Raw genomic sequence first — 447 nt, forward strand, 5'->3', positions numbered from 1 at the left:
TCCTCGCCCATGACGAAGACATCGCCGTCGCGGCGCATTTCCTCGGCCATCGCATCGCGCAGCGCTTCGCGTACCGTGGTCGAGACCATCTCTGTGCCGGCCGGAATGTCCGGATCGGCGGCGATTTCCGTCTTCGGTGCAGCAGCCACCGGCGCGGCAGCCGGTTTTGCGGCCTCCGCCTTGTCCTCCGCCGCGGCTGGAGCCTCTGCCTTTGCCGGTGATTCCGCCTTGGCGGGAGCCGAGGACTTGCCGATATCGCCGGCACTTTCGCCGTCCTGCAGCAAAACGGCAATCGGTGTGTTGACCTTGACGCCTTCGGTGCCGGCGGCGATCAGGATCTTGCCAAGCGTGCCTTCGTCGACGGCCTCGACTTCCATCGTCGCCTTGTCGGTTTCGATCTCGGCGATGACGTCGCCGGCGACGACCTTGTCGCCCTCATTCTTCAAC

At 65.3% G+C, this 447-nt stretch carries 1 protein-coding gene; it reads right to left on the minus strand.

Annotated elements, in window-relative coordinates; genetic code table 11:
* A partial coding sequence (locus EN884_RS38190; RefSeq protein WP_348633008.1) for a biotin/lipoyl-containing protein occupies window positions 1–447 on the minus strand: 447 nt, incomplete at both ends.

The organism is Mesorhizobium sp. M7A.F.Ca.AU.001.01.1.1, assembly GCF_004022735.1.
Taxonomy (GTDB): domain Bacteria; phylum Pseudomonadota; class Alphaproteobacteria; order Rhizobiales; family Rhizobiaceae; genus Mesorhizobium; species Mesorhizobium ciceri.